Genomic DNA, 23103 nt, shown 5'->3' with positions numbered 1-23103 from the left:
GCACATCACTTATTGGAAATCCTTCAGGTTCCAGTTGCCGATGTCGTCATCGGTACCGGCTTCGCCATCCAGACCCATGGAGAAGATATCGATCTTGCCGAACTGGCCCGGGCTCAGCAGCTGGTAGGGGTTGCCCCAGGGATCTTGCGGCAGGCGCTTGATGTAGCCGCCATCGCGGTAGCTACGCGGTGCCGGATCGATGGAGGGCTTGGTCACCAGTGCCTCCAGACCCTGTTCGGTGGTCGGGTAGCGGTTGTTGTCCAGCTTGTACATGTCGAGGGCGTTTTCCAGCGCCACGATATCGGAGACCGCTTTCTGCTGGTCAGCCTTCTCCTTGTTGCCCATCAGGTTGGGCACCACCAGGCTGGCCAGAATACCGAGGATCACGATGACCACCATGACTTCCAGCAGGGTAAAACCGGATTGACGACGTTTGTTCATGAGTTGCTCCGTAACGAATGAGATGGGATGACCCATCAGAGAGTGATCACTGGGTGGGTTCGACGGGCCGCCAGCGGCATCACCGAACACCGGAAACTTACATATTCACCATATTGTTGAGCTCGAGGATCGGCTGCAGGATCGACATCACGATAAACAGCACTACCCCGGCCATGGAGACCACCAGCATGGGTTCGAATACCCCGAGGGCGATATTGACCTGGGATTCAAACTCCCGATCCTGGTTGTCTGCCGCCCGCTCCAGCATGCTGTCGAGCTCGCCGCTCTGCTCGCCGGAGGCGATCATGTGCAGCATCATGGGCGGGAAAATTTTGGTCTCGGTCAGCGACTTGCGCAGACTGGTCCCTTCGCGCACCCGTTCGGCGGCCTCGAGAATGCGCATTCTGGCAAAGTCGTTGGAGAGCACTTCACCGGCGATCTTCATCCCCTCCAGCAGCGGCACCGCACTGGCGTTGAGAATGCTTAAAGTGCGGGCGAAACGGGCGGTGTTGAGACCGCGGCTGACCCGGCCAATCACCGGCAGGCCGAGCAGCACCTGATGCCAGCGCCGGCGGCGCTTCTCGTCGGTGAGCCACCAGCGCCAGACAAAGCTGCCGAGGAAGATCAGCAGCAGGAACCAGAGGCCGTATGCCTGCATCAGTTCGCTGGTGCCGATGAGAAAACGGGTGGTGCCCGGCAGCTGCTGACCCATGTGTTCAAACTGGGCAACCACCTTGGGCACCACGGCGGTGAGCAGGATCGAGATAACCCCGATGGCGACGCAGGTCAATACGATGGGGTAGATCATCGCCTGCAGCAGCTTGGTGCGCATATGCTGGCGCTGCTCGGTGTAGTCAGCGAGGCGGTTGAGCACTTTTTCCAGATGGCCCGACTTTTCACCGGCCGCCACCATGGAGCGAAACAGCTGGTCGAACACATGGGGAAAGGCCCCCAGCGAGTCGGCCAGCGAATAACCTTCCACTACCTTGCTGCGCACGGTCGCCACCAGAGAGCGCAAGTGGGCCTTTTCGCACTGCTCGGCCACGGCCTTGAGCGCCTCTTCGATGGTGAGACCGGCACCGACCAGGGTGGCCAGCTGGCGAGTGATCAGGGCCAGCTCGGCAGTGCTGGCACCGCGACGGAACAGGGCGAAGCGGGTTGCCTCCCGTTTCGCCTTCTCGGTGGTCTCGTTGACCTCGAGCGGGGTGAGCCCCTGCTCGCGCAGCAGCTGGCGTACCTGACGGGCCGAGTCGCCCTCCATCACGCCGCTCTTGCTACGCCCCTTGTTATCGAGGGCCTTGTATTCGAATGCCGCCATCTCAATCTTCCCGGGTCACGCGCAGTACCTCTTCGAGGCTGGTCTGCCCCTTGAGCACCTTGTCGATGCCATCGCGGCGGATGCTGGGGGTGTGGCCGCGGATCAGCCGTTCAATGGTCATCTCGCCGCTGGCACCGTGAATGGCTTCACGCACCGCCTCGTCAACCACCACCAGTTCGTGGATGCCGGTGCGACCGCGATAGCCGGTGTGGTTGCACTGTTCGCAGCCCACCGGATGCCAGATAGGCTGATCCGGCTCCAGCTTGATGCCCATGGCGAGACGCTCCTGCTCGGTGGCCGGGCGCGGGGCGCGGCAATCGGGGCAGAGGGTGCGCACCAGCCGCTGGGCCAGCACCGCCAGCAGGGAGGAGGAGAGCAGGAAGGGCTCGATCCCCATGTCCCGCATCCGGGTGATGGCGCCGATGGCGGTATTGGTGTGCAGGGTCGACATCACCAGGTGACCGGTGAGGGATGCCTGTACCGCGATCTGGGCGGTCTCGAGGTCACGGATTTCCCCCACCATCACCACATCCGGATCCTGGCGCAGAATGGCGCGCAGGCCGCGGGCGAAGGTCATGTCTACCTTGCTGTTGACCTGGGTCTGGCCCACTCCTTCGAGGTCATATTCGATGGGGTCTTCCACCGTCAAAATGTTGCGATCCCGAGAGTTGATTTCGGAGAGCGCCGCATAGAGGGTGGTGGATTTACCTGAACCGGTCGGGCCGGTGACCAGGATAATGCCGTGGGGCTTGCGGATAAGCTCGCTGATGATGCTGCGGTTGCGCGCCGTCATGCCGAGCTGCTTGAGCTCGAGGCGAATGGTGTTCTTGTCGAGCAGACGCAGTACCACCCGCTCGCCGTAGCTGGACGGCATGGTGGAGACCCGCACGTCGACGGCGCGGCCGCCGATGCGCAACGAGATGCGGCCATCTTGCGGCACCCGCTTTTCGGCGATGTCCATCCGCGACATCACCTTGATCCGCGAGACCAGCAGTGAGGCCAGCTTGCGATGGGGACGCAGGATCTCCCGCAGCACCCCATCGATGCGAAACCGGATCACCAGTGCCCGCTCGAAGGTCTCGATATGGATATCTGAGGCCTCCTCCTTGATCGCCTCGCTCAGCATGGCGTTGATGAGGCGAATGATGGGGGCGTCGTCATCAGCGTCCAGCAGGTCTTCGCTCTGGGGCAGCTCTTCGGCCAGCGCAAAGAAGTCCATCTCGTTGCCGAGATCTTCCATCAGCTGACGTGCCTCGGAGGAGTCGCGCTGATAGTGGGCCATCAGCAGCTCTTCGAAGGACTCGTTGTCGAGCTGCTCTACCGCGAAGCGGCAACCGGCTACCCGCCGTACTTCCAGCAGGGCTTGCGGGGTTACGCCGGGGCGGCACTGCAACACAGGTGCCCCTTCCCGCTCAATCAGGATCACCCCGAAATTGCGGGCAAAGGCGAAGGGCAGCTCCGGCAGCGGGGGCGGCAACTCGCCGCCGTCAAGATGGTAGGCACTCATCAGGGACGGCTCTGCACAAAGGGGGTGGTGGTTTCGACGGCGCTCTGCTGTCTGTTCTGCATCTCGTTGATCTGCTTCTGAATCTCTTTTTGCAGCTCGGGTGATACCATCACATCCTGACCGTAGGCGGGCAATACCTGACGGGCGGGGGAGGTGAGGTAGCCCTCCTGCGAGGCCGCATTGAGCTGCTCGGCGCGGAACAGACTGTACTTGTTACTGGAGATGCCGGAGTAGACGTCCGCATCGCGCAAGATGGTGGGCCGGATAAAGACCATCAGGTTGCGCTTGGAGGTACTGTTGGCGGTAGAACGGAACAAATAGCCCAGTACCGGGATATCGCCGAGTAGTGGTACCTTGGAGATCTCCTCCTTGGTCTGCTCATCCATCAGGCCGCCCAGCACCACGGTTTCGCCACTCTTTACCAGCACGGAGTTCTTGACGGTACGGGTATCGAAGGTGGGTCCCAGACCGTCTGTTCCTGTTGCCTGTTTACCCACGCTCGAGACTTCCTGCTCGATATTGAGCAGCACCGAATCCCCTTCATTGATCTGCGGCGTGACCGTCAGCTTGGTGCCCACTGTCTTGCGCTCGATAGTGCTGAACACCTGATCACTGGTAGTGGAGGTCTGTGATCCGCTCTGGACCGGAACCTCCTGACCGACGTTGAAGGAGGCCTCCTTGTTATCCATGGTGACGATACTCGGGGTGGAGAGAATATCGTTCTTGGTATTGGAGGCCAGCGCCGTCGCCAGCATGGCCCAGTCGCCGTGATAGAAACCGGCAGCCATCCCGTTAAAGCTCTCTAGCAACTTGGCAGCACCATCGGTCTTGCCATTCTGGTAATCCTTGCCCGCGGCGATGGCACCAGTGATGGGGAGCCCTGTGTTCGTGAACTGGGTACCGCCGCCATTGGCATTGCCCCACTGGACGCCGAGGTTGAGGCCATCGGCATCCTGCATTTCGACGATGATCGCCTCTACCAGCACCTGGGCGCGGCGGATGTCGAGCTTGGCGATGACCTGTTCGAGCTCGGCCATCACGTCTGGTTGGGCGGTGATGACCAGAGCATTGGTAGTCTCGTCGGCCGAGATGGCCAGCTTGCCGCCGCCGATACTGCCGCCACTGGTAGCGGCTGCGCTGCCACCCCCTTTCTTGTCGGCCTCGATGCTGGAGCTGACCCCCTTGAGCACATCGACCATGTCCTTGGCCTTGCCATATTTGAGATAGAAGACCCGGGTATTGCCCTGACTCTGCAGGTCACGGTCGAGCTGGCGTACCATCTGGATGATGCGGGCGCGCGCTTTCGGCTCTCCACTCACTACCACCGAGTTGGTGCGCTCGTCAGCCACCACCTTGGGGGAGAGCAGCAGGGAGGCGGTGCCTCCTTGCGGATTGCCATCCTTGTTGAGGTTGGTCACCAAGCGAACCATCTCGCCCGCCGAGGCAAACTTGAGCTTGATGATGTCCACATCCTGATCGCCAGCACGGTCGACCCGGTTGACCACTTCCACCAGACGATTGACCACGGCAGCGCGGCCGGTGATGAGCAGCACGTTTGAGGGCTCGTAGTGCACCACATTGCCACCACCGGCGTTATCGTTGAGCTGGCGCAGCAGGGGAGCCAGTTCACGCACCGAGACGTTGCGCACCGGCACGACCCGGGTCACCATCTCGTCGCCCATGCCCGGGTTGCTGCCATCCACCACCGGAATGGCGGAGGTCTTGGCATCCCGTGAGCGCAGTATCTTGAGCACGCCGTTATCCATCGGCACCACGGCAAAGCCGTAGACGTCGAGTACGCTCAGAAAGAACTGGTAGTACTGCTCCTCGTTGAGCAGGTCGTAGCTGCGCACGTTGATCTTGCCGCGCACCGAAGGCTCTATGATGATGGTTTTATTGAGGTTCTTGCCCACCGTATTGATGAACTCTTCAATGTCGGTGTTCTTGAAACTGGCAGAGTATTCGGTGGCCCAGGCTGAGCCCGCCATCATCAGTGCCGCTGCGATAGTGGCCAGACGCCAGCCTTTCCCTTTAGTTGTCATTATTGGTACGACTCCAAATCATTATTCTGACAAGCGCACATAGACATCGAACTGTTCGCCCTGTCGCTCGACGGTCACTGTCATTTCCGTTGCGCCAGCCAGCTGCTGCATCGCCTGCATGGCTTGCATGTTGTCCCGTAAATCCAGCCCGTTGATGCTGATGGCCAGGTCATTGGCCTGCAGCCCGCTCTGGTTGAAAAATTCCGGATGGGGGCCCGGGTTGAGGCGATAGCCGGTCATGCGGCCATCCACTTGAACCGGTGAAATATTGAGGTAATCGGTGATCTTGCCCGGGTCGGCCATCAGCTCGCTGCGCAGGGAGCCAAGAGGAGCAGAGTTGGTTTGCGGCAGCGGCTTGCCATACTCCTCGCCATCCAGCATCAGGGTCTCGTCGCGGCCATCCCGCTCGATGATCACCCGATCCGGATAGACCTGCCGGATCCGCGCCTGGGTGCCGTCAATCATGTCGCCAATACCATATGAGTTCTGGATGCCGGACATGGCGATGATAGCGATGGATTTGGATGGATCTGAGCTGGCCAGCACCCCGTTGAGTTGGGCATTGAGCTGGGTACGCGGCGCATTGGCGGCCACTGCGGCTTTGGCCTGCGCCTTGGGGATCGCCTTGCCAAACAGCGCCAGTCGGCTTACCTCATCCAGCTCAAGGCGCGGGCTGCTCTGGCCGCTGACCGCTACGGTGGAAGGTTGCCACGGCTGGCTGGATTGCGGGTTTGCCAGGGTGAGCAAGCGCCAGGTGAGTGCTGCGCTCTGTTGTGCCAGCATCAACAGCAGCGCCAGAAAGAACACTCCAGTGACGTGAGTCAAAGGAAGCTGCCGGCACCGGGCCAGCAGCAGGGTCAAGATGTCATCCCTGAATCGTAGCGTCATATTAATCAACAAATTCCAGGTTCTGGGGCGGCTGCGTATTGTGTACGGCTGCGTGCTGTGACACAACGGGTCCGGGCACACCAAACTGTAAAAATGGATATTTCATCACACCGTAACCCTTTGAATGCTCATAAAAGTGTCACTCAGGTGAGGCGCATCCTGCTGGCCAGCGATCATCAGGGACAGGTGCGTACTCACCCTCGCCAATCCTGCAACGCCTTGAGGGTTACGCTCTGGCCTCCGACCTGCAGCACAATGTACTGCTGGTCTATGGTGGCGAGCAGGACTCCGGGGGCGATTTCGCTTCCTTCCCGATATTCCCGGCCATTGAGCACCACGGCCCGCTTGGCCGGATTGGATGAGAACACATGGGAGCCATAGCTGAATGCGGGCACTTGCTGGCGAACCGAAAGCGGAGCGGCATTCAGCGACATCAGCTGGGCCGGCTGCACGCCTTGGGGAACTGTACCCGATTCCTGTTGCAGCGGTGTTTCGTTGAGGGCGCGCATCAGCTGTTCGGCCAAGGTCGGTCGACTGGTTGCCGGATTGCTGGCAGCCGCAGCAACCCTGGGCTGCTGCACCACAGGTTCCGGCAGGGGCGGGGGCAGCGGACGGGTCACCATCGCCTTGGGCTCAACCCGCACGAAGGGGGAGGCAATCACCTCTTTTACCTCCACCTTCTCCTCGATGGGACGCAGGTGGATTAGATGCCAGCCATAGTTGGCACCCGCCCCCAGTAGCAGGGCAAGGGGGGCCAGCAGCCAGCCGATACGGCGCGCGGGTTGCGTCTCTTCGCGGGCTACTGCTAGCCCCATGGCGGGAATATGGCTCTGTTGCGAAGGCTGCTGGGCACGGCGCAGAGCATTGAGCAGGGTAGACATCAGGAGGCCTCCTCCAGTCTTGGCATGGGTTCGCCGGAGAGAGCGTTGAGCCGCAGCAGGGTGTTGCTGCCGGCGATGCCATCAGGGGTGAGCCCCTGATCCCGCTGGAACTGCTGCAGTTTGGTCTTGAGCTCGCCATCGAAACGGCGCACCTTGCGTTCGGGTTGTTGCAATGCTCGGCTCAGGGCGTTGTCGAGCCACTGGATCTGGGTCTGTCCGGCATTGCTGGCGATCAGGCTGACGCCCCCTTTCGGCATGCGCCAGAGCAGGGTATAGCTGCCACCCCAGTTGTCGGTGAGCCACTGGCGATCCACTTGCCAGCTCTGGTTGCCGATCATCAGGCTGGCCTTGCTTGGCCCCAGATTGACCAGGGTGGCGTAATAGAGACCGCCATTCTGGTCAGTGAGCGTGATCATGGCGGGATACTGCAGGGCGCGCAGCTCGTCGAGGCTTGCCTCTCCCTCCTGACAGCGCAGACCGGCACGGGGCGCGTTGTCACATGTTGCCTCGAACGGTTCCGGTTCATAACCCCAGACCCGATAGAGATTCTGCATGGCGCTGTCGGGGTCGATGGCCTGATTGATCGCCTCGGTCAGCTGCTCCTGCTGCTCGGCGGTTTCGTCGATGGTGACTGGTACCTCGACCTTGACTACCGGACGGGTGGGGAACACGCCGAAAAATTGCCAGCCCCACCAGCCTGCGGCCACCAGCAGGGCGCCCGCCAGCGTCACCATCAGACCGGAGGCCCAGCTCCCTTCGTCCCGAACGCCATTGACCTCGAAGGCGGCCTGGCTGATATCGCTGTGGACAATCTTGTAGCTGCCACGGGCGAAGGCTGCGAGCAGGGCGCGATCGCAGATGAGGTTGATCAGGCGCGGAATGCCGCCGGAGAGCCGATGCAGCGTCTGGATCGCTCTGGGGGTAAAAATGGGCTGCACACAACCGGCTACTTGCAGCCGGAAGCGGACGTAGGCATCCACATCGGTGGCGGAGAGGGGCAGCAGGTGGTAGCGGGCGGTGATGCGCTGGGCCAGTTGGCGCAACAGGGGCAGGCGCAGCATCTGTTGCAGTTCGGGTTGGCCGATCAGCACGATTTGCAGCAGTTTTTTCTCGTCGGTTTCCAGGTTGGTCAGCAGACGCAACTGCTCCAATACCCCGGGCAACAGATGTTGGGCCTCATCCACCAGTACCACGCTGCGCTTGCCTGCGGTCAGGTTGGCCAGCAGGTGGTCGCGGATCAGGTCGAACAGTTGCTTGATCCCGGCCTCGGCGGGGTAGGGGAGTTGAAACTCGTCACAGATGGCGGCCAGCAGATCCCGTTCGGTCAGGGAGGGGTTGAGGATGTAGGCGATCTCGGTCTCTGCTGGCAACTGCTGCAACAGGCAGCGGGAGACGGTGGTTTTGCCAGTGCCCACTTCGCCGGTCAGCAGCACAAAGCCGCCGCCATCCTGCAATCCGTAGTTGAGGTGAGCAAGGGCTTCGCCGTGGCGCTCACTCATATAGAGGTATTTGGGATTGGGCGAGATAGAGAAGGGCGGTTCAGATAGGCCGAAGAACTGTGTGTACATGAGGGGATTCTTTTGTAGCCGGCGACAGATTAGAAATGTCTCCGGATGATAGCAAACCTCGAATTCATTGGAAGCCATCATTAGCAAAGGATGACAAATTGCCGCCTTTTCCTGTCATCTTGTGATCCAGATAGCGGCCCGTTGCACCATGGTACTCAAAAATTGCAACGAATCTGAAAAATAAGTTTTTCATCAATGGCTTGTCGGTATCCGTTGTCACTGTGTTCTGGCGTTTTCGGGTCAATAGTTATGGTCTGACCACTCTCTTATGCCCATCTTCTCCTCTCGCAAGGGGGGCTGGGAGAGGGGCTAGTGGCGAAACAGTACCAAGCCCCAACCAGAGTGCAGGGCGCGGGCCATTTTCCCCGCGCACTCTGTTACTGTCGTTGTAGCAGCAGACTGCCGATGGAGTAACCGGCACCAAACGAGCAGAGGACGCCGCGGGCCCCGGCAGGAAGGTCACCGTTGTGAAGGTGAAACGCAATGATGGAGCCTGCCGAGCTGGTGTTGCCGTAGCTGTCGAGAATGATCGGCGCCTCCTGCTGGCTGGCATCGTGACCGAGCAGCTTGCGACCGATGAACTGGTTCATGGTGAGGTTGGCCTGATGGAGCCAGAGCCGGTTCAGGCTCTCGGCGGGCCAGCCCTGCTCGTCGAGCTGGTTGGCAATCTGGTCGCACACCAGCGGTAACACCTCCTTGAACACCTTGCGCCCCTGCTGGCGAAACAGCTTGTCGTCGCCGTAGCGGGTGCGCGGGCTCAGCCGGTTCAGAAAGCCGAAGTTGTTGCGGATGTTGTTGGAGTATTGGGTCACCAGCTTGCTGGCCACCAGTTGCCATGGATTGGCCACCTTGCAATCGGCTTCCCGCTCCAGCAGCACCGCGGTGCAGGCATCGCCGAAGATAAAGTGACTATCCCGATCGCGAAAATTGAGGTGCCCCGAGCAGATCTCCGGATTGACTACCAGCGCCACATTGGCGGTGCCAGCCGCCAGCATGTCGGCGGCTGTCTTGATGCCGAAGGTGGCGGACGAGCAGGCCACGTTCATGTCAAAGGCCATGCCGCTCGCCCCCAGATAGTGCTGCAGCTCGATAGCCAGCGCCGGGTAGGGGCGCGGCATGTTGGAGGCGGCCACGATCACCAAATCGATCTCGCCGGGCTCGCGACCGGCGGCGATCAGCGCCTGCTCGGCGGCGGCCACCGCCATCTCCACCATGATGGAGGGCATCTCATCGGGCCGCTCCGCCAGCAGCGGCTGCATGATATCGGGGTTGAGCACCCCCTCGCGGCTCACCAGATAACGGCTCTTGATGCCGGAGGCCTTCTCGATGAACTCGCAGCTGGAGTGCTGCTTGGCGGGGAGCTGGCCGGCGTCGATGGCAGAGGCGTTCTCCTCGTTGTAGAGATCCACATACTGGTTGAAGGCAGCCACCAGCTCTTCATTGCTGACGGCAAAGGGTGGGGTATAGAGGCCTGAGCCACTGATCACGATAGAGGTCATCTTTGCTCCTCGCCGGGTGCGTTCCCGGCTTGTCGGTTTATAGGGTAGAGAGGGTTACAGCTGGTCGATCGCCGCAGCGAGACCCGCCAGGGTCAGCGGATGCATTCGCCCGCCAACCACGTCATTCATCAGCTTGATGGAGGGATGCCAGAGCCACTCCCGGCGCGGGGTGGGGTTGATCCACACCAGTTTGGGAAAGTGCTGCTGCAAGCGGGTAAGCCACACCTGACCCGACTCTTCGTTCCACTGCTCGACACTGCCGCCTGGCCAGGTGATCTCGTAGGGGCCCATGGTGGCATCCCCCACCAGGATCACCCGGTAGTCGCTGCCGTAGGTGCGCAGTAGCCGCAGGGTATCGAACCGCTCCTCAAAGCGGCGCTCGTTATCCTTCCAGACGAAGTCGTAGAGGCAGTTGTGAAAATAGAAGTACTCCAGATGCTTGAACTCGTGGCGCAGGGCGGAGAAGAGGCGCTGCACCTCGGCCACGTGGGCATCCATGGAGCCTCCCACATCGAAGAAAACCAACAGCTTCACCCCGTTGTGGCGCTCGGGCCGCAGTTTCACATCGAGCCAGCCCTGGCGGGCAGAACTTTTTATGGTGTCGTCGAGATCCAGCTCGTCGGGATTGCCTTTGCGCACCCAGCGTCTGAGTTTGCGCAGCGCGAGCTGAATGGCGCGCTGGCCAAGCGGTGAGTCGTCGCTGAAGTTGCGATAATGTCTGGCCTCCCACACCTTGGCCGCCTTGCCATGCAGCCCCTCTCCACCCATGCGGACTCCCTCGGGGTGAAAACCGCCGTGACCAAACGGGCTGCTGCCACCGGTCCCTACCCACTTGTTGCCACCGGCATGGCGCTCTTTCTGCTCGTTCAGCCGCTGAGTAAGGGTTTCCAGCAGCTTGTCGAGTCCGCCGAGGGATTTGAGCTGTGCCTTCTCCTCTGGGCTCAACAGCCGTTCGAACTCCTTGCGCAGCCACTCCTCGGGCAGGCTTTCCGGCAGCAGGGGGATGGCTTCCAGCCCCTCGTAGTATTCGGCGAAGGCGCGATCGAAGCGATCGTAGTGGGCCTCGTCTTTTACCAGCAGGCAGCGGGAGAGCTGGTAGAACTCCTCCATATCGACAGCGACCAGCCGGGCAGCCAGTGCGGCGTGCAAGTCCAGCAGCTCACGCAGGCTGCACGGCAGCTTGTGGCGGCGCAGGTGGGTAAAAAAGTCGATCAGCATGGGTCAGCTGCCGCGCCGGGCCAGAAAGGCGAGCTTCTCGAAGAGATGCAGGTCCTGCTCGGTCTTGAGCAGGGCGCCATATAGCGCGGGCACCAGCTTGCCGGGCTCGCGGGCACGCATTGCCTCGGGGGCGATATCGTCGGCCAGCAGCAGGCGGATCCAGTCCAGCAGCTCCGAGGTGGAGGGCTTCTTGCGCAGCCCCTCTACCTCGCGCAGCTCGAAGAAGAGCTCCATTGCCTCGCCAAGCAGGCTCTCCTTGAGGTCGGGGTAGTGGAGTTTGACGATGGCCTGCATCTCGGCCTTGTCGGGGAAGCGGATGTAGTGAAAGAAGCAGCGGCGCAGGAAGGCATCCGGCAGCTCTTTTTCGTTGTTGGAGGTGATGATGACCACCGGCCGCTGGCGTGCCTTGACTCGTTCGCCGGTCTCGTAGACATCGAACTCCATCCGATCCAGCTCCAGCAGCAGATCGTTGGGAAATTCGATGTCGGCCTTGTCGATCTCGTCGATCAGCAGCACAGGTCGCTGCTCGGCGCTGAAGGCCTGCCACAACTTGCCTTTACGAATGTAGTGGCTGATATCGGCCACTCTGGGATCGCCGAGCTGGGAGTCGCGCAGCCGGGCCACCGCATCATATTCGTAGAGTCCCTGTTGGGCCTTGGTGGTGGACTTGATATGCCAGGCAATGAGATCGGTGCCAAGATGATTGGCGACCGCTTCCGCCAGCACCGTCTTGCCGGTGCCCGGCTCCCCTTTGATCAGCAGCGGTTTTTCGAGGGTGATGGCGGCATTGACTGCCATCTTCAATGCATCGGAGGCGAGATACTGGCTGCTTCCTGAAAATCCCATAACGTCGGTTCCTTTGACGATTGGCGCCCAGAGTCAGGGGCCAGAGAGAATAAGCTCTATATGTTGTAATACCATATGGTTATAACGAATAGTCACTTCTCATTCAGAAACCACAGGGTAATCTTGTTTCATCGTCGTAACAAACACAGGGATAGCACCATGAGCAAAATTTTTGAGGACAATAGCCAGACTATCGGTCACACCCCGCTGGTTCGTCTCAACCGTGTTACCAAAGGCCGCGTGCTGGCCAAGATCGAGAGCCGCAACCCCAGCTTCAGCGTCAAGTGCCGGATCGGCGCCAACCTGATCTGGGATGCCGAGAAGCGTGGCATCCTGACCAAGGGTAAGGAGATCATCGAGCCCACCAGCGGCAACACGGGTATTGCTCTGGCATTTGTTGCGGCTGCTCGCGGCTATCCCATTACCCTGACCATGCCGGCAACCATGAGTCTGGAGCGCCGCAAGCTGCTCAAGGCGCTCGGTGCCAATCTGGTGCTGACCGAAGGGCCGCTCGGCATGAAGGGCGCCATTGCCAAGGCCAACGAGATCCTCGAGTCCGAGCCGGGCAAATACGTGCTGTTGCAACAGTTTGAAAACCCAGCCAACCCGGAGATCCACGAAAAGACCACTGGCCCCGAGATTTGGGATGCCACTGACGGTGAGGTGGATGTGTTCGTGGCCGGGGTCGGTACCGGCGGCACCATTACCGGTGTCTCCCGCTACCTGAAGAAGACCCAGGGCAAGGCGGTGGTCTCTGTTGCGGTCGAACCTGCCGAGTCGCCGGTCATCAGCCAGAAGCTGGCCGGTGAAGAGATCAAACCGGGCCCCCACAAGATCCAGGGTATCGGCGCCGGCTTTATCCCGGGCAACCTCGACCTCTCCCTGATTGACCGGGTCGAGCAGGTGACCAGTGACGAAGCTATCGAGATGGCTCGCCGCCTGATGGAGGAGGAGGGGATCCTGGCCGGTATCAGCTCCGGTGCTGCGGTGGTGGCTGCCAGCCGTCTGGCCGAGCTGCCGGAATTTGCGGGCAAAACCATTGTGGTCATCCTGCCGAGTGCGGCGGAGCGTTACCTCTCCAGCGCCCTGTTTGCCGGGGTGTTCAGCGAGCAGGAACTGCAGCAGTAACTGATCGGAATCTTTCAAAACAGCGGCGCTCCCAAGAGCGCCGCTTCTTTATGGGCTAGACTCAACCCCTGATAGTGTCACTTGATCCTTATTTTTTGGGGTAAAATAACAAGTTCCGGAGTGAGAAAAAAAGCAGACATTCCGCTCTAAATCTCATATCCTGTGCGGCGTCACGCGGTGTTTGCTGGCTGGGTATCACAAAGTAACAAAGTGTTATTTTTCGTTATAAAATAATTTCAGGCCAGTCCTGATGCGGCTTGTAGCCCAATAACTGAAAATTGCCAACCAGCGCGCCGATTACTGCACAGAAACTTGACCTGGATTAAACCATTGCGGGTCTGCTTTCGTTACTTTACAACATATCCATACTGACACGGTGGGTCAGGTTGCTTCAAAAACGACCAATCCACCAAAAAATATCAATAATATGGGGTGAAACCATGTACGAGAAGTCTGTTGTTATTACTGCTGAAAACGGCCTGCACACCCGTCCGGCAGCTCAGTTCGTGAAAGAAGCCAAAGAATTCCAAAGCGAGATCACTGTGGTCTCCGGTGGCAAGTCCGCCAGCGCCAAGAGCCTGTTCAAGCTGCAGACCCTGGGCCTGACCAAGGGCACCAACGTAACCATCCAGGCTGACGGCCCGGATGCCCAGCAAGCTGTTGAGAAGCTGGTTGCCCTGATGGACGAGCTGGAGTAATCCAGCTTTAGATTCCTCCCCCACAGTCGTTTTAATAGGAAGGATTATGATATCTGGCATTCTTGCGTCCCCCGGTATCGCATTCGGTAAGGCGCTTCTTCTTAAAGAAGATGAAATCGTTATCAATCAGGGCAAAATTTCTGCTGATCAGATTGATGCCGAGATCAACCGTTTCCTCGAAGCTCGTACCAAGTCAGCTGCCCAGCTGGAAGCCATCAAAGAGATGGCCGGTCGCACCTTCGGTGAGGAAAAAGAGGCCATCTTCGAAGGCCACATCATGTTGCTCGAAGATGAGGAGCTGGAAGGGGATATCAAATCCTTCATCAAAGAGAACAAGGCATCCGCCGACAAAGCCATCTATGAGGTGATCGAGCAGTACGCCAAGATGATGGCCGAGCTGGATGACCCCTATCTGCGCGAGCGCGCCACCGACTTCCGTGACATCGGTACCCGTCTGGTGAAGAACGTGCTGGGCATCGCCGTTGTCAACCTGAGCACCATCGACGAAGAGGTGATCCTGGTCGCCAAAGACCTGACCCCGTCTGAAACCGCTCAGATCAACCTGAAATATGTGCTGGGTTTCGTCACCGATATCGGTGGCCGTACCTCTCACACCTCCATCATGGCCCGCTCCCTGGAGCTGCCGGCCGTGGTAGGCACCAACGACATCACCGAGCGCGTCAAGAACGGTGACATGCTGGTGCTGGATGCGATCAACAACCAGATCATCATCAATCCGACCGCTGAACAGCTGACCGAAGCCAAGAAGTTCCAGGCTCAGTTCCAGGCCGAGAAAGATGAGCTGGCCAAGCTGAAAGATCTGCCAGCCATCACGCTGGATGGTCACCAGGTCGAAGTGTGCGCCAACATCGGTACCGTCAAGGATACCGAAGGTGCCATCCGCAATGGCGCCGAAGGCGTGGGCCTGTACCGTACCGAGTTCCTGTTCATGGATCGTGACGCGCTGCCGACCGAAGAAGAGCAGTTCAAAGCCTACAAAGAAGTGGCCGAAGCGATGCCGGATCAGCCGATCATCGTGCGCACCATGGACATTGGCGGCGACAAAGAGCTGCCGTACATGAATTTCCCGAAAGAGATGAACCCCTTCCTGGGCTGGCGTGCCGTGCGTATTTTCTTCGACCGCGAAGACATCATGCACGCTCAGCTGCGGGCCATTCTGCGTGCGTCTGCCTTCGGCAAACTGCGCATCATGTTCCCGATGATCATCTCTGTCGAAGAGTTCCGTAGCCTGAAAGCTACCGTAGAGACGCTGAAAGCCGAATTGCGTGCCGAAGGCAAAGCCTTTGATGAATCCATCGAAGTGGGTATCATGATCGAGACCCCGGCCGCTGCCGTGATGGCTCATCATCTGGCCAAGGAAGTGGATTTCTTCAGTATCGGTACCAACGACCTGACCCAGTACACCCTGGCTGTCGATCGTGGTAACGAGATGATCTCCGCTATGTACAACCCGCTGTCACCCTCCGTCCTGACCCTGATCAAGATGGTTATCGATGCGTCCCACGCCGAAGACAAGTGGACCGGTATGTGTGGTGAACTGGCTGGTGACGAGCGCGCCACCCTGCTGCTGCTGGGTATGGGTCTGGATGAGTTCTCCATGAGCGCCATCTCTGTACCGCGTATCAAGAAGCTTATCCGCAACACCAGCTTCGAAGATGTGAAGGCAATGGCTGACCAGGCATTGAGCTTTGCCACCGCTGCTGAAATCGAAGCGTGCGTAGATAACTTTATCAAGCAGAAGGCAGTCTGCTAAGATCGGCTGCAAACAGCGACAAATCATCTTTAGGAGCTTTTACTATGGGTCTGTTCGACAAACTGAAGAAACTGGTGTCCGACGATAGCGCTGATACCGGCGGCATCGAAATCTTTGCTCCGCTGTCTGGCGAAATCGTGCCGATCGAAGATGTGCCTGACGTTGTCTTCGCCGAGAAGATCGTGGGTGACGGCATCGCCATCAAGCCGGCTGGCAACAAGATGGTTGCTCCGTGCGACGGCACCATCGGCAAAATCTTCGAGACCAACCATGCGTTCTCTCTGGAGTCCGACTCTGGTATCGAGCTGTTCGTTCACTTCGGTATCGACACCGTTGAACTGAAAGGCGAAGGCTTCAAGCGTATCGCTCAGGAAGGCCAGCAGGTCAAGCGCGGTGATACCATCATCGAATTCGATCTGGCCGTTCTGGAAGCAAAAGCCAAGTCTACCCTGACTCCGGTGGTCATCTCCAACATGGACGAGATCAAAGAGCTGGTGAAGATGACTGGTGCCGTGACCGTGGGCGAGACTCCGGTTATCCGCATCAAGAAGTAATGGTCGGCTGGCCTATGCCAGTTGCCGCAGTAAAAAACCGAAGCCTGGTGCTTCGGTTTTTTTATGGTTGCGTGCGAGCTTCCCTTTCTGGCTATCAGGCTATTGTGCCGAGATGACCACCCGGTTACGTCCCTGCTCCTTCGCCTGATAAAGGGCCCGGTCTGCCATCATCAGCAGATAGTCGATGCTCTCCTGACCCTTCATGCTGGCACACCCCAGACTGATGGTTAGCGCGATCTGTTCTCCTTGCCATGGCAAGCGGGTGGTACTGACATGCTGGCGCAGCTGTTCGGCGCGCCGTGCCGCCTGTTCAATATCGCAACCAGGCAGGATCAGCAGGAACTCCTCTCCGCCCCAACGGGCCAGGCTTTCCCCGGGCAACAACTGGCCCGCCATGGCATGGGCGACGGCGCAGAGTGCGGCATCGCCCGCAGGATGGCCGTAGCGGTCATTGACCTGCTTGAAATGGTCGATATCTCCCAACACCACCGAGAGGAGCTGGCCCTGCAACCAGAGAGCCTGCAGCTGTTGCTGGGCGCCACGCCGGTTGGTCAGTTCGGTGAGGGGATCGGTGCAGGAGAGGCGGCTCACCTCTTCTACCATGCATTGCAGGTCGTGGATATCGCGAAAGGTGACGATATGGCTATCCGGGATGGCATCTGCCCCCAGCTGGGCGGTGACGATAAACCAGCGAGAGTGGCCACTCTTGCATCGGATCAGCGCCGGCATCTCGGCGACCTCCAGTCCATGGTGCAGGCTCTGCTCTATCTGGTTATGCCAAGCCTGAATTACCGAGTTGCGATAGCTCTCATCGGGATAGGCGAGGTGAAACCAGCTCTCCATGTCCGGCAGATCGTGCAGCTCATAGCCCAGCTGTTCGCGAAAGGCCCTGTTGAGGAAGAGATGGCGACGCAGGGGGATCCGGTCGGGTGACATATGACCCTGGCTGGCTGTCGACTCGGACACCAGGATTGGGAGCGGGATCACATCAAAGGAGCGAAACAGAATGTGCTCTAGTTGTTGGTCATCCATGGGCGAAAACGCGGCTCCCTGCTCTCCCGTTCGTCAGCCTACATTAGGTGAGAGACCGCAGCGGGTAAACTCATTTATCACTCTCCGGCGGTTGCCTGAGTGGACGGTCGTGGCAACGGGAACATAAAAATGCCGCTCACCTGGGTGAGCGGCTGTTGTCATCAGAACTGTGCAGTTCGCTATCAGGCTGGCTGCTTGCCATCTTCTGCGGGCGGCGGCAGAGCGGCGGAGTTTGACTCCACCTTCTGCTCTTCGCCCTGCATGTTCTTGATGTAGACATCCATCTGGTTGAAGGCGATCTCGATGCCGTTCTCGCGGAACAGCTGGTCGATCTTGCGGTTCAACTCGTCCACCGCCGGGTTGCGATCCCCCAGTTCGCTCACGAAGAAGCGCAGCTCGTGATCCAGGGTGCTGGCGCCAAAGGTGAGGAAGTAGACGATGGGAGCCGGGTCTTTCAGCACGCGGCTGTTTTCGTCGGCCGCCTGTTTGAGCAGGGTGCGGGTCAGCTCGAGATCCGATCCATACGCTACGCCCACCCGCACGATCACCCGGGTGACGGTGTCACTCAGCGACCAGTTGATGAGCCGTTCTGTCATCAGCTGCTGGTTGGGGATGATCACCTCTTTGCGGTCGAAGTCGGTCAGGGTGGTGGCGCGAATGCGGATCCGCGAGACGGTACCGGAGAAGGAGCCGATGGTGACGGTGTCACCGATCCGCACCGGACGCTCGAACAGGATGATGATGCCGGAGACGAAGTTGGAGAGGATCTCCTTCATGCCGAAACCGATACCGACTGACAGACCACCCGCTACCCACTGCAGCTTGTCCCACTGCACGCCCATCATGGAGAGAGCGGTGAGGGAGCCGAAGCCGATCAGCACGTAGTTGAGCATGGTGGTGATGGCGTAGGCAGTCCCCTGAGCTAGGTTGAGCTTGGAGAGCACCAGCACCTCCAGCAAGCCCGGCAGGTTGCGTGCCAGTGACCAGGCACCGCCGAGCAGCAGGAAGCCGATCAGCACGTCACTCAGGCTGATGGGGAACAGCACGGCGTTGGCGCCTGTGCCTTCACTGCGGTGCCACAGCACCATGCTGTCGAGGTAGGAGAAGACCGCGACCAGATCGGACCAGAGCCAGTAGAAGGCGACGCCGAAGATCAGCATCAGCACGGTACGGGTCAGACGCAGGGACTGCTGGCTGACATCCTCCAGATCCATGGGCTGCTCTTCGATGGACTCGCCCCCTTCCGCATCTTCCGAAGATTTGTGCTCACGCTTGGCCACCGCACGGCGGTAGGCCAGACGACGGGCAGCCAGCTCCAGACCACGCAGGGCGGTGCGGTAGACCAGGCTCCAGATGATGATGAGGTAGAAGGATTCGATCAGGCGACCGGTCAGCTTCAGCGCGGTGTAGTAGTAACCGAGCACCGCCAGCACGATCAGCGCCACCGGTGCCAGCGCCAAGGCGATGGCGATCAGCGACTTCTGCATGCTCGCCTCGCCCTTGATACGGGCGCGGGAGATGGGGAACACCAGATAGGCGGCCAGCCCCAGCAGGGTCAGGGTCATGGCCTGGCCGATCACGTCGTTGCCCAGGGTGGAGGGTTCAACCACCGCCTTGGTTGCGAGCATGATGAGCGGCAGCAGTGGCAACCAGATGTAGCGCATGCTGTTGCGCTTGGCCTGCAGCTCCGCTTTCGGGATCCGGAAGTGGGTTTCGGCGATGCCGCCCGGGCGCATCACCGCCAGATAGACGCTGAACACCAGATAACCGAGGGCGAGGTTCAGGGTGATCTGGAACATCAGCTTGGGACTGAGCAGACCGCAGTAGGTGAGCAGCAGACCGCCAGCCAGAATGAACATGCTGCCCGGCAAGCGTTGCAGCACGGTATAGAGCAGGGCGCGCGGGGTGTGCCACTGGCTATCCTGACGGAAACGGCCAAGGTCCTTGGTGATCTTCTTCTCGCGCTCAACCAGCGCCGGACGTTTCCAGACCAGCAGGCCGCCGATCAGCAGCAGCGGGAAGGCGAGCAGGGAGATCCCCAGCAGCTCTTCGCGCCAGCGTTTCCAGTCCGGTTTCAATACCCAGTCGGAGGCCTGTTTGTAGGCCTGGGCGGGCCAGCTGATAAACCACTTGCTGTCGATGGGCTTGTTGCTGCTTACCCAGAAGATGTGTTGCTGCAGGGTAAATTCGATAGAGGCATAGACCCGCGCCAGCTGCTGCTGGGTCAGCTGCAGGCTGATGGCGTTGGTGAGCTGGCTGTCGAGTTGGCGATTGAGCTGATCGAGCAGATTGATACGGGTGTCGAGCAGCTTGGCAAGGCTCTCTTTGTCCTCCTCGCTGACCGGATCCTTGCTGCCGGCGATCAGATTGTCCAGATAGAGGTTCTTCTGGAACAGCTGGTCACGCTGCTGGCTCAGTTCAAACTGGGCCAGATGCAGATCGGCGATCTGCTCTTCCAGGTTTTTGACGGCGATGGTGGGGGCTGCCTCCAGCTGCTGATAGAGCTGATAGAGGATGCGTGACAGCAGCAGATTGCCCTTGAGCATCTGCACCTGTTCATTGAGGTTGCGCTCGGTCTGGATGCCGCGCTCCAGCCAGCTCTTGGCTTGCAGGTTTTTCTGTACCAGCGAGTTGAGGCTGGTGGTGGCACCGATCAGCTGCTGGCTGAGCTGGTGATTGAGCTCCTGCTCTTTTTGCACCAGCGGGCTGTCTTCGGTCGCCACCAGTTCACCGGTCTGCTCGGCGGTTTTTTCTGTGTCGCCGAGGCGCTTGGCGCTGCTCTGATCCTGCAACAGCTGCAGTTTCTGCTCTTCGCTGGCGAGACGGGCACTCTGGTAGTCGCGCTGCTTGATCGCCAGATCCTGCATGCTGGTTCGGTTATCCAGCTCCTTTTGCAGGTGGGCCAGTTGCAGGTCGAGCAGGGCCAGCTCGGCACCGAGCTTCATCTTCTCGGCGCTGGAGACGCTTTCACCGGCGTTGAGGCGGGTACGGATCTCCTGACTGCGCTGGTAGGCACGGCTCATGCTGGCCTGGGCCCGCTCCGGCAGGGTCTGCAAGCTGGTGAGCTGGCTGCCGATGGCGCCGAGGGCCTCCTGGGCCGCCTGCATGTTGGCCAGCACTTCCGGCTGACGGCTGTCGAGCTCTGCCAGACTCATGCTGGCGTATTCGCTCTTGATCTGCTCGGCACTCTTGCCCTTGGTCAGGGCATCGAGCTTGGCGCTGATCTCTCTGAGTTCGGTGGGCAGGTTGCGGATCCGCTGGGCCTGGGTCTTGGCCTTCGCCTCTTCCTTGTCGATGCTGTCGAGCAGACCGAGGGTTTCGGTCAGCAACTTCTGATCCGCTTGCTGACTGACGGTCAGGGTCTCTGATTTACCCAGACCATCCAGCGCTCGCTGAACTGCGTTGCGAGAGGGGACATCTTGCGCCATGGCTTGCGGCACGCAGAGGCTGGCAAGGAGACAGAGCAGCGGCAACAGGGTGGCCGAGACTCTTTTAAAACGTATTGAGGGCATATAACTTCCGGGTTATTACGCGATATTCGGGAGATTTCCCGCATAGATTAAATTCGCGTGGATTCTAACACCGGGCTTGTCAGGTAAGCAGGGGGGAGGGACAAAAAAAACGGCGCCCGCAGGCGCCGTTTTCAACTCGTTCAGCTCTGATTAAAGAACGTGAACAGAAGCGGTGTTGGTGGTGCCGCTCGGTACCAGAGCACCGGAGACCATCACAACCACGTCACCTTTCAGACCCATGCCGATTTCCAGCGCGGCTTCTTTACCGATGCGATAGAAATCGTCGGTAGAGGCGATGCTGTCAACCACGTGAGCAACCACACCCTTGGTCAGAACCAGCTGGGCAGCAGTTTTCTTGTTGGTGGTGATAGCCAGGATCCAGGCTTTCGGGAAGTACTTGCGAATGGCCTTGGCAGACTTGCCGCCTTCGGTAGCAACCACGATCAGCGGGGCGTCCAGCTTCTCGGAGGTCTCTACCGCGCCTTTACATACGGCTTCAGTGATGCGCAGCTTGTTGCTGTCGTTGGCAGCAGACAGGTTGGACGGCATCACGGCATCGGTACGCTCGCAGATGGTGGCCATGATGGTCACGGCTTCCAGCGGGTACTTACCCTTGGCGGACTCACCGGACAGCATGACTGCGTCGGTACCATCCAGGATGGCGTTGGCCACGTCACCAGCTTCGGCGCGGGTCGGACGCGGGTTCTTGATCATGGAGTCCAGCATCTGGGTAGCAGTGATAACTACTTTGCGGGCTTTGTTGCACTTGGCGATGATCATCTTCTGGGCGAAGATAACCTCTTCAACCGGGATCTCTACACCCATGTCGCCACGAGCAACCATGATGCCGTCGGAAACAGCCAGGATCTCGTCGAAGTTGTCCAGACCTTCCTGGTTTTCGATCTTGGAGATGATCTGGATGTTCTCGCCACCGTGGGCTTTCAGGTGCTCACGGATTTCCAGAACGTCTTCTTTCTTGCGGATGAAAGAAGCAGCAACGAAATCAACGCCTTGCTCGCAACCGAAGATCAGGTCGCGCTTGTCTTTCTCGGCCAGGGCCGGCAGCTTGATGGAGACGCCCGGCAGGTTAACGCCTTTGTTCTCGCCCAGATCACCGTTGTTCAGCACTTTACAGATAACTTCGCGCTCGGTGATTTCGATAACGTCCAGACCGATCAGGCCGTCATCAACCAGGATGCGGTTGCCGACGCGCAGATCGTTGGCGAAACCTGCATAGGTCACGGCCACTTTGTCTTTGTTGCCAACCACAGTCTGGTCGGTGGTGAAGGTGAAAGTCTGGCCAGCGACCAGGGAGACGTCGTTGCCGCCTTCCAGCTTCATGGTACGGATTTCCGGACCCTTGGTGTCCAGCAGGATAGCTGCGTGCTTGCCGGTCTCGGCCATCACAGCGCGCAGGTTGCTGATGCGGCTGCCGTGCTCGGCGTAGTCACCGTGGGAGAAGTTCAGGCGCATGACGTTCATGCCGGCGTCCAGCATTTTGGCCAGCATTTCTTTGGATTCGGTCTTCGGACCGATGGTGCAGACAATTTTGGTCTTTTTCATGTCAATCTTCATGGTTAAGGAATTTCCGCCGAGCAATATACACCAGTTTTTGGAATCTTTTTATGATCCAGAAACAACGTTTTGACCAGATAACGTTTTCTTTTCAGGGATAACGTTTTCCTGTGAGTCACATTTTAGAGCGTACGGCCACAGGTTCGGGCTGAAGGGATACAAATGTTGCCATCTGTGGTTGTTTGGCCGGGTTGAGGTTCAGATGTTGTAAAATGACCACCCGTCCGCTGTCACCGTCTTGTCACCGGCTTGCGCAAAAATGTTAGTTCATTGGCGCGTGGGTGAAGGAGGCAGGGATGAAAAACAGCCATGAAACCGGATGGGCTCTGCTCTTGCTGGGCGCCGCCCTGCTGCTGGTTCAGACACTGCCAGCCCGCTACTGGCCTGACAATGCCGGTCTGCTGGCGATCTTCTCCCATCCGGTGAAAGGGGAGGCGGCCGCCGAGGGATTGGCGTGGCGAGAGTGGCAGGATCACAGTGCAGCGACCCGGATGGCGCTTCGTGCAGCCCGACCACTGCCGGATGCTCCTTAGCCTTGATATCTATTGCTGCTTACCGGTCGTGAAGGCGTGAAATTATCAACCATTAGTTGATAGTTCTTATCTATCTTGCTGGATTGTCC

Annotated in this window: 18 protein-coding genes; 5 read left to right on the top strand and 13 right to left on the bottom strand. The window is 59.3% G+C overall.

Going from position 1 to position 23103, the window contains the following annotated elements; all coding sequences use genetic code 11:
• Nucleotides 1–9: 9 nt before the first annotated feature.
• The 10 genes from exeG to G5149_RS05575 form a co-directional block, all read right to left on the bottom strand.
• Entirely contained in the window at nt 10–441 is a 432-nt protein-coding gene (exeG, locus tag G5149_RS05620; protein ID WP_005347518.1) for a GspG family T2SS major pseudopilin variant ExeG, read from the bottom strand.
• A gap of 97 nt (nt 442–538) precedes the next feature.
• On the bottom strand, nt 539–1759 hold the full coding sequence (gene exeF, locus G5149_RS05615; protein ID WP_005347516.1) for a GspF family T2SS innner membrane protein variant ExeF: 1221 nt from the start codon (nt 1757–1759) through the stop codon (nt 539–541).
• A gap of 1 nt (nt 1760) precedes the next feature.
• A complete protein-coding gene (gene gspE, locus G5149_RS05610; RefSeq protein WP_216978320.1) occupies nt 1761–3266 on the bottom strand; it encodes a type II secretion system ATPase GspE in 1506 nt (501 codons plus the stop codon).
• A complete protein-coding gene (gene exeD / locus G5149_RS05605; protein ID WP_216978321.1) occupies nt 3266–5308 on the bottom strand; it encodes a GspD family T2SS secretin variant ExeD in 2043 nt (680 codons plus the stop codon). The genes gspE and exeD overlap by 1 nt, the downstream gene beginning before the upstream one ends.
• Before the next feature lie 21 nt (nt 5309–5329).
• Entirely contained in the window at nt 5330–6169 is an 840-nt protein-coding gene (gene exeC / locus G5149_RS05600) for a GspC family type II secretion system variant ExeC (RefSeq protein ID WP_421211949.1), read from the bottom strand.
• Nucleotides 6170–6390: 221 nt separating this feature from the next.
• On the bottom strand, nt 6391–7077 hold the full coding sequence (exeB, locus tag G5149_RS05595) for a GspB family T2SS assembly factor variant ExeB (protein ID WP_421211947.1): 687 nt from the start codon (nt 7075–7077) through the stop codon (nt 6391–6393).
• On the bottom strand, nt 7077–8645 hold the full coding sequence (locus G5149_RS05590; RefSeq protein ID WP_421211945.1) for an ExeA family protein: 1569 nt from the start codon (nt 8643–8645) through the stop codon (nt 7077–7079). Before G5149_RS05590 ends, exeB begins: the two co-directional genes overlap by 1 nt.
• A gap of 377 nt (nt 8646–9022) precedes the next feature.
• On the bottom strand, nt 9023–10144 hold the full coding sequence (locus G5149_RS05585) for a beta-ketoacyl-ACP synthase III (protein ID WP_337072352.1): 1122 nt from the start codon (nt 10142–10144) through the stop codon (nt 9023–9025).
• A 54-nt stretch (nt 10145–10198) separates the two neighbouring features.
• Nucleotides 10199–11362 carry a vWA domain-containing protein gene (locus G5149_RS05580; protein ID WP_421211943.1) on the bottom strand — a complete coding sequence of 388 codons (1164 nt, stop codon included), beginning with the start codon at nt 11360–11362 and terminating at the stop codon, nt 10199–10201.
• A gap of 3 nt (nt 11363–11365) precedes the next feature.
• Entirely contained in the window at nt 11366–12208 is an 843-nt protein-coding gene (locus G5149_RS05575; RefSeq protein ID WP_216977277.1) for an AAA family ATPase, read from the bottom strand.
• Nucleotides 12209–12367: 159 nt separating this feature from the next.
• Between G5149_RS05575 and cysK the strand changes: the two genes are divergently transcribed.
• The 4 genes from cysK to crr all read left to right on the top strand — a co-directional run bounded on the left by cysK (nt 12368) and on the right by crr (nt 16362).
• A complete protein-coding gene (cysK, locus tag G5149_RS05570; protein ID WP_181269038.1) occupies nt 12368–13336 on the top strand; it encodes a cysteine synthase A in 969 nt (322 codons plus the stop codon).
• Nucleotides 13337–13776: 440 nt separating this feature from the next.
• Nucleotides 13777–14034 carry an HPr family phosphocarrier protein gene (locus G5149_RS05565; protein ID WP_005338266.1) on the top strand — a complete coding sequence of 86 codons (258 nt, stop codon included), beginning with the start codon at nt 13777–13779 and terminating at the stop codon, nt 14032–14034.
• 46 nt (nt 14035–14080) lie between these two features.
• On the top strand, nt 14081–15808 hold the full coding sequence (ptsI, locus tag G5149_RS05560) for a phosphoenolpyruvate-protein phosphotransferase PtsI (RefSeq protein ID WP_421211940.1): 1728 nt from the start codon (nt 14081–14083) through the stop codon (nt 15806–15808).
• 44 nt (nt 15809–15852) lie between these two features.
• Nucleotides 15853–16362 (top strand): PTS glucose transporter subunit IIA, encoded by a 510-nt coding sequence (gene crr / locus G5149_RS05555; RefSeq protein WP_216953167.1) that lies wholly within the window; start codon nt 15853–15855, stop codon nt 16360–16362.
• 99 nt (nt 16363–16461) lie between these two features.
• On the opposite strand, the gene G5149_RS05550 is transcribed toward crr, so the two are convergent.
• The 3 genes from G5149_RS05550 to pykF form a co-directional block, all read right to left on the bottom strand.
• On the bottom strand, nt 16462–17394 hold the full coding sequence (locus G5149_RS05550; RefSeq protein WP_337072350.1) for a sensor domain-containing diguanylate cyclase: 933 nt from the start codon (nt 17392–17394) through the stop codon (nt 16462–16464).
• A 182-nt stretch (nt 17395–17576) separates the two neighbouring features.
• The gene (gene mscK / locus G5149_RS05545; protein ID WP_005359039.1) at nt 17577–20906 is read right to left on the bottom strand and encodes a mechanosensitive channel MscK; all 3330 of its coding nucleotides are present in this window, start codon (nt 20904–20906) and stop codon (nt 17577–17579) included.
• 150 nt (nt 20907–21056) lie between these two features.
• A complete protein-coding gene (gene pykF, locus G5149_RS05540; RefSeq protein WP_337072349.1) occupies nt 21057–22469 on the bottom strand; it encodes a pyruvate kinase PykF in 1413 nt (470 codons plus the stop codon).
• 308 nt (nt 22470–22777) lie between these two features.
• Between pykF and G5149_RS05535 the strand changes: the two genes are divergently transcribed.
• Nucleotides 22778–23014 (top strand): hypothetical protein, encoded by a 237-nt coding sequence (locus G5149_RS05535; protein ID WP_069554587.1) that lies wholly within the window; start codon nt 22778–22780, stop codon nt 23012–23014.
• The last annotated feature ends 89 nt before the right edge of the window (nt 23015–23103 follow it).

The sequence above is a fragment of the Aeromonas sp. 600479 genome, assembly GCF_049175515.1.
Lineage (GTDB): Bacteria > Pseudomonadota > Gammaproteobacteria > Enterobacterales > Aeromonadaceae > Aeromonas > Aeromonas veronii_A.
The sequence above is the reverse complement of the archived record's forward strand: the minus strand, read 5'-3'. Positions and strand labels throughout refer to the sequence as shown.